The 5973-nt window shown below is 60.9% G+C and carries 6 protein-coding genes; 2 read left to right on the top strand and 4 right to left on the bottom strand.

The window, feature by feature from the left end:
• Positions 1–159: 159 nt before the first annotated feature.
• Positions 160–789, bottom strand: a complete 630-nt coding sequence (locus tag NW835_RS01175; RefSeq protein ID WP_414335343.1) for a cobalt-precorrin-8X methylmutase — start codon at positions 787–789, stop codon at positions 160–162.
• Between the two features lie 193 nt (positions 790–982).
• Here NW835_RS01175 and NW835_RS01170 point away from each other — a divergent pair, with 193 nt between their 5' ends.
• A complete protein-coding gene (locus NW835_RS01170) occupies positions 983–2086 on the top strand; it encodes an alpha/beta fold hydrolase (RefSeq protein WP_414363933.1) in 1104 nt (367 codons plus the stop codon).
• Positions 2087–2208: 122 nt separating this feature from the next.
• On the opposite strand, the gene NW835_RS01165 is transcribed toward NW835_RS01170, so the two are convergent.
• The 3 genes from NW835_RS01165 to rimP all read right to left on the bottom strand — a co-directional run bounded on the left by NW835_RS01165 (position 2209) and on the right by rimP (position 4912).
• Entirely contained in the window at positions 2209–2856 is a 648-nt protein-coding gene (locus tag NW835_RS01165; protein ID WP_414363932.1) for a flavin prenyltransferase UbiX, read from the bottom strand.
• A 55-nt stretch (positions 2857–2911) separates the two neighbouring features.
• Positions 2912–4279: a transcription termination factor NusA gene (gene nusA, locus NW835_RS01160; protein ID WP_414414300.1), complete on the bottom strand. Its 1368-nt coding sequence runs from the start codon at positions 4277–4279 to the stop codon at positions 2912–2914.
• A gap of 159 nt (positions 4280–4438) precedes the next feature.
• Positions 4439–4912 carry a ribosome maturation factor RimP gene (rimP, locus tag NW835_RS01155; RefSeq protein WP_414363930.1) on the bottom strand — a complete coding sequence of 158 codons (474 nt, stop codon included), beginning with the start codon at positions 4910–4912 and terminating at the stop codon, positions 4439–4441.
• 318 nt (positions 4913–5230) lie between these two features.
• Here rimP and NW835_RS01150 point away from each other — a divergent pair, with 318 nt between their 5' ends.
• Complete coding sequence (locus NW835_RS01150) at positions 5231–5746, top strand: TIGR02652 family protein (protein WP_414372246.1); 516 nt, start codon at positions 5231–5233, stop codon at positions 5744–5746.
• Positions 5747–5973: the final 227 nt, after the last annotated feature.

Raw genomic sequence — 5973 nt, 5'->3', positions numbered from 1 at the left:
TCGCATTTCCGTCATCTGGGCCTCAAAGCGCTCGGCGGCCCGCTGCTGTTCGGCCCGCAGCTCTTGAAGCTCTTCTTGTTGGAGCTGAAGGTTGCGGATCAGCCACTCCTCTTGTTCGGGGGTCATGGGAAAGGCCTGAAGATGTCGTTCCAATTCTAGTCAGTTGGGAATGGGATCCCGGCGGGCGGCCAGCAGCAGAGCATTGACGATGGCAGCGGCCACCGGGGATCCGCCTTTGCGGCCCTCCACCCGAATCTGGGGGACATCCGTTTGTGCCAACGCCTGTTTGGCCTCCTCCACGGCCACAAAGCCCACCGGCACCCCGATCACCAGGCTGGGCCGGATCCGCTCTGCCCGAATCTCTTCCACCAGCGCCAGCAGTGCCGTGGGCGCATTGCCGACAACAAAGATGGCTTCCGGGTAGCGGCGGGCCACCTGGATCATCCCCTGGGCAGTGCGGGTTTGCCCTGCCGCGGGGGGGTCTTCCACCCAGTCCAAAGCGCAATAGAGCGGGATCCCCTGCGCCTCAAGGCCAGCTTGGATCCCGGCAGCCACCATCCTCACATCCACCACCACGGGCCTTTGCTGCCGCAGGGCCGCCAGCCCCACCTCGACCGCCGTGGGGCTAAACACAAAGCGATCCCGCAGCTCAAAATCGGCAGTGGCGTGGATGGCGCGACGCACGATCTCGTAGGGGATCCCTTGCCACGGGTGGGGGCCGATCTCTTGGTCAATCTGGCGAAAGCTGGCCGCCGTAATGGGGTCTATCCAAGCTGTCTCATCCATCATCTCAGCCATCGTGGATCCACAGGTGGAGCCATGGTTCGGCTAGGGTGGTTTCTACGTCCTGCTGACGCGAGCAGTCTTGTTCGGGGAAAGTCGTGCAGAACGTCCAGAAAAGCTGTGCTCAAAAGGGTTACCTGAGAGAGACGCCCCTTTAGTTCCACTCTAGACGCCCCGAAGCAGCCGCTAAGTTCGGTCTATGCTGGTGGAGATGGGCCTGTTGTTGTCACACGCTCCTCCCTTGCCTGAACCCAACTCTTCTCCCTCTGCTGCTGTCGGCGGGGCAAGCTCCCCTCCCCTCGCGCCGCCCCCCTCTTCGGTCGGCAACAGGGATCCCCTTGCCGTGCTCCCTCGCTATGGCCATTCCCAAACCTGGCTCTGGCGTGGCTGGTCTATCCATTTCACCTACACCCCCAGTCGCGCCCAAACCTCCAAGGGCCAGGTGAACTTGACGGCGGCTCCGGCCATCTTGATCCATGGCTTGGGAGCCTCGGTGGGCCATTGGCGCCATAACATTGTTCCCTTGGGATCCCAGCGCCCCGTCTATGCCCTTGACTTGCTGGGATTTGGGAAAAGCGCCAAGCCGGAGATCGCCTACAGCGTCGATCTGTGGGTGGAGCAGGTGTACGAGTTTTGGTATGCCCACATCCAACAGCCCAGCATCCTGGTGGGCCACTCCATCGGCGGGTTGGTGGGGGTGATCGCGGCTGCCCGTTATCCTCAGATGGTGAAGGGCCTGTGCTTAATCAGTTGTGCCGATGGGCCCCACCCGGAAGAATTGCCCTCTCCCTGGGATGCCCTGGTTCAAGCCCTCTGCGAAGGGATCCTGGCTGTTTTGGGTTGCCCGCTCACCTATCCCCATTTGTTTAACTGGCTGCGACAAACCGAGGTGCTGCGGGCTTGGATCAAAAACGTCTACAAGCGAGACGAGCAGGTGGACGACGAGCTGGTGCAGATCTTCCAGAGGCCTGCCTTTGAGCCGGGGGCAGCCCACGTGTTTTTGGATAGCCTGAGAGCCATCCTCTGCCGTCGCTTCGACAGCCCCAAGCGCCTGTTGCCCACCCTCAAAATGCCGATTTTGCTCCTCTGGGGCCAAGAAGATCCGGCGGTGCCCAGCTTTTTGGCAGACCAATTCAAGCGCTGGCAGCCGGCTCTTACGTTGGTGAAGCTGCCAGGGGTAGGCCACTGTGCTCACGACGAGCTGCCCCACTGGGTCAACACCCTCATCAGCGAGTGGGCAGCGAGCCTGGAGACTTGCCCCGACTTGTCCACCCACCTTCGCAGGGATCCCGCGGCTGACTAGTCCAGCCAGTTGCCCTGCCAAGGTTCAGCAGTGTCCTCCCTGCTATCAGTGAAACCTTATGATCGCGCCAGGTGGGAACCTCCCTCTCCCGGTGGGAAAGGGGTTAGGGCCAAGGGATCCCTTTAGTCCTCTGGGGGCAGCTTGAGGATCTGACGCTGACGCATCCCCTGCCAGCGCTGGATGAGGTCGCTGTCGATGCCAAACTGATCCAGGGCCTTCACCACCACAAAGTCCACCAAGTCCAAGAGCGTACGCGGCTGGTGGTACCAGGCTGGAATGGCCGGCACGATGCGCGCTCCCGCCTCCGCCAGGGTGGTCAGGTTGCGCAGGTGAATGAGACTAAAGGGGGTTTCCCGCGGCACGATGACCAGGCGGCGGCCTTCTTTGAGCTGCACGTCAGCCGCCCGCTCCAGCAGGTCAGAGCTTAGCCCCGCTGCCAACTTGGCTACTGTGCCCATGCTGCATGGGATCACCAACATCCCCTGCGTGCGGTAGGAGCCGCTGGCGATGGTTGCCCCCACATCTTGCCAGCGGTGGCAGACCAGGGATCCGCCCTCACTTTCGGCCTGCTGCCGCCAAAATTGGGCCTGCCGCTGGGGATCCGCTGGCAACGGCACCCCTTGCTCCCCTTGCCACACCTGATAGGCTGCTTTGGAGGCCACCACCTCGACGCGGTAATCCAGGCTGAGCAGAACGTGCAAGGCACGCACGGCATAGAGCATCCCGGAGGCGCCCGATATACCAAGGATGATCGGCTGGGAGGAGTTCAAGGGCAGGCGGGAAGGGTCTTTACCTCAGTTTACCGACTGCCGAGGCCCCTCGGCTCTAGGCCTTGGGCTGGGCGATGTCGAACTCGGCGTCGTAGTCGAAGTCCTCGTCTTCCTCGACCCAGTCTTCCTCCAGCCTATCGTCCTCTGCCAGCTCCTCCTCTAGGCGGAGCTTCTCTGGGTACTCCTCGTCCAGCTCCAAAGCGGCTCGCTCTTCCCGCCTCCTGAAGCGCTCCAAAGCCGCTGGCGTGATGAAGGGATAGGGCAGCCCCTGCGCTTGCGCCTCCTCCAGCGCTGCCCGGTAGCTCTCCACTTCCTTGATGTCGATTTTCCAGCCAGTGAGACGGGCGGCCAGGCGCACATTTTGCCCCTCTTTCCCGATGGCCAGACTGAGCTGGTCGCTGGTCACCAGCACGTGGGCCTGTTGGATCTCCGGATCCACCAGCCGCACCTCCACCACCTTAGCCGGGCTGAGGGCGTTGGCAATGTAGGTGGCGGGATCCGGTGACCAACGGATAACGTCAATTTTCTCGTTGCGCAGCTCCGCCACCACCGCCTGAATGCGGGATCCCCTCGCCCCGATACAGGCCCCTACCGGATCCACGTCTCGCTCCACCGTATCGACGGCAATCTTGGTGCGCGGCCCCACGTTGCGGGAAGGTGGGTTGGCCTCCCTCGCCACTGCCACGATGCGCACAATATCCTCTTCGATCTCCGGTACCTCGTTGGCAAACAGGTTCACCACCAAGCCGGCATCAGCCCGGGAAACCAAAAGCTGCGGCCCCCGCCGGGATCCCTCATAGACCTTTTTGAGATAGACCTTCATCACGGCGTTAGGGACATAGCGGTCACTGGCCAACTGCTCCTTCTTGGGTAGCTCGGCTTCCACCTCGGGCCGCCCAAAACCGCTGGATACCGCCATGATCACCGTCTGTCGTTCCGTGCGCAGCACCCGTGCCTGCAACACGGTGTTTTCCAGGTCGCGGAACTCTTCTTGAATCAGGCGGCGCTGCTGGTCACGCAACTTCTGGGCCAGCACCTGCTTGGTTTGGATGGCCGCCATGCGGCCAAATTCCGCCTGTTGGGGAGTGACGTCATTGGTGACTTCCCAGCCGACTTCGGCTTCCGGGTAGTCCTGCTGCACGTCGTACAGAGAGATTTCGTGATCTGGATCCCGTACCTCCTCGACAATGGTTTTAGTGGCCAAAATGCGAAAGCCCCCTGCCTCCACATCCAACTCCACATCGAAGTTGCGGAAGTGGTCTTCTTCAAAGACAACATCTCGCTGAATGGTTTTGCGGTAGCGTTCGTAGCCCTTGAGCAGCGCCTCCCGCAAGGCATTAGTGACCACATGGCGGGGCAAGTTGCGCTCCCGCGAAATCATCTCCACCATTTCTGCCAAACCGGGCAGAGGCACCATCGACATAAGCTGTTGTCCTCCTAATGCAACTTAAGCTGGGATGAAACTGCTATCACGGTTGCTCCGCAATCCTGACGGGAAATGCATCGTCGCACAGCAGGTAGCCCCGACGCGAAGACAAGGCAACCCACTTCGCGGCCGAACGTCCTCTCTATCCCCATTCCTCTACTCGGTTTCCGCCTCTGAGAGGACAACCCGCTGCACCGAAGCGCGGGGCAACTGCACGCGCCGCCCCTTGAGGGATAGGGCAACGTTCTCCTCATCCCGACCCAGCAGATGCCCTGACCAGACAGCTTTGCCCTTGTAGGGGGGATCCACCGTCACCTCCACCGCAAACCCTTTGAAAACCACAAAGTCGCGGTCGCTAATGAGGAGGTTGCTGATGCCGGGGCTGGAGACCTCCAGCACATAATGGCCGGGGATCAGATCCACCCGATCCAGCTCCACTTCCAAGGCCTGGCTCATGGCTTCGCAATCGGCATGGCTGGTTTCCTGCTCCGGATCCAGCGGACGGATGTCCACCCGCAGCACTGGCGGATACTGGTTGGTGTGAAAAACCATCTGTACCAATTCGTACCCCAGTCGAGCGGCCAAAGGACGGGCCAAGCTCTCCAACTGCGGGATAAGAGGGTGAACCATAGCCAACTCATCGCCAACTCGGTGTAACGGCCAGATCCCAGCCCATCGAAGCTGGAGTCGGCAGCGGGGGCATCTTTCCCCTAAAAAAGCAAAGAAGTGGGTGCTACCCACTCCCCGTTGTCATTGCGGAGATTCTTGGGAATCTACCTGCCGTTGCGGGGGGCTTTGGGCAGGCTTTTTCCTCAACTGTCATCTTAGAATATCTTGTCGGATTTGGCCAGAGGGATCTCTGTAAGCCAGATCTGCAAAAGGCCACATCTATAATGTGGACAGCCGCGGATTTGCCCAGACACCCAGCCGCATTCTGTGGGGTTTCCTATGACTGTTGCTTTTTCCTATCCCATCTTTGGCCCCAGCATTCAATGCCCCCACTGTCGGCAGACGATTGCGGCCCTTACCCTGACCGACACCTACCTCTGCCATCGCCACGGCGCCTTTGAGGCAGATCCCGAGCAAGAAGAGCTGGTTCACCTGCAATCAGGACGGCGTTGGCGCCTCTGGGAAGGCCGCTGGTACCGCCAGCACACCCATGCCGATGGGATCCGCTTCGAGATTCACGAAGAGCTGGATCGTCTGCGCATGCAGGGGATGCGGGCCACGCAGGTGATTGTGGCTGAGCGCTACCGCCCCTTGCTTACCCCCTATCTGGAGCAGGGATCCCACCGGCGCCCCGGCCCACCCCGCCTCTACGGCCTGCCGGTTAGTTTCAGCTCCCAGCTGCCTGAAGGAGCCGGTGGACCACCGCAGCGCTGGCGAGTGATCAACTTCGAGCTGATCTGCGAGCTGGATCCGGCCATGCGACAGCCGCAATCCCGGCTGCAGTGCTGTGACTAGCCTTCCTGGGATCCCTCCTCTAAATGGGGGGAGGCTATACCCCAGTAGTTGACACTTCCCCAGCTCAAGTTGGGGGATTCTTACGCAGTCCACAAACTCATAAAGACGTTGTCAAACTGCCTCTACACAGTTCTTTGAGGCGAAACCCCAAGGTTCTGCTGACCTTCTTCAAGCCGTCCGGGCAGATTGGGGTTGGGGGGCAGCTTTAGGGAGTAGAGGCCGTAGCA

The organism is Synechococcus sp. OH2, from assembly GCF_047462155.1.
In the GTDB taxonomy this organism is placed as follows: domain Bacteria; phylum Cyanobacteriota; class Cyanobacteriia; order Thermostichales; family Thermostichaceae; genus Thermostichus.
This window is presented reverse-complemented; position numbering and strand designations above follow the sequence as displayed.

Bases quoted from the DNA above. Each gene is read 5' to 3' on its own strand.
- NW835_RS01175 (WP_414335343.1), bottom strand. From the start codon at position 789: ATGATGGATGAGACAGCTTGGATAGACCCCATTACGGCGGCCAGCTTT.
- nusA (WP_414414300.1), bottom strand. From the start codon at position 4,279: ATGTCGATGGTGCCTCTGCCCGGTTTGGCAGAAATGGTGGAGATGATT.
- NW835_RS01150 (WP_414372246.1), top strand. From the start codon at position 5,231: ATGACTGTTGCTTTTTCCTATCCCATCTTTGGCCCCAGCATTCAATGC.
- rimP (WP_414363930.1), bottom strand. From the start codon at position 4,912: ATGGTTCACCCTCTTATCCCGCAGTTGGAGAGCTTGGCCCGTCCTTTG.
- NW835_RS01170 (WP_414363933.1), top strand. From the start codon at position 983: ATGCTGGTGGAGATGGGCCTGTTGTTGTCACACGCTCCTCCCTTGCCT.